Genomic DNA, 239 nt, shown 5'->3' with positions numbered 1-239 from the left:
GATGACCACCGAAGGGTTCAGCCCTTTGCTGACCTTGGAAATTCCACAACCGCACAGTGCCGTCTTCACCTGCACTGACAATCGTCTGCCCATCCGCGCTAATGGCGACAGAATAGACCCTACCCTGATGACCACCGAAGGGTTCAGCCCTTTGCTGACCTGGGAAATTCCACAACCGCACAGTGCCGTCTTCACCTGCACTGACAATCGTCTGCCCATCCGCGCTAATAGCGACAGAC

General features: G+C 56.1%; 1 pseudogene. It reads right to left on the bottom strand.

What is annotated here, in order from left to right:
- Positions 1 to 239 (bottom strand): annotated as a pseudogene (locus AABK37_RS42200) (WD40 repeat domain-containing protein); the annotation flags it as partial.

Origin of the sequence: Tolypothrix sp. VBCCA 56010 (assembly GCF_050875635.1) — a bacterium.
Taxonomy (GTDB): Bacteria; Cyanobacteriota; Cyanobacteriia; order Cyanobacteriales; family Nostocaceae; genus Hassallia.
Note: the sequence above shows the minus strand (reverse complement) of the source record. Positions and strands in the feature narration are given on the sequence as shown.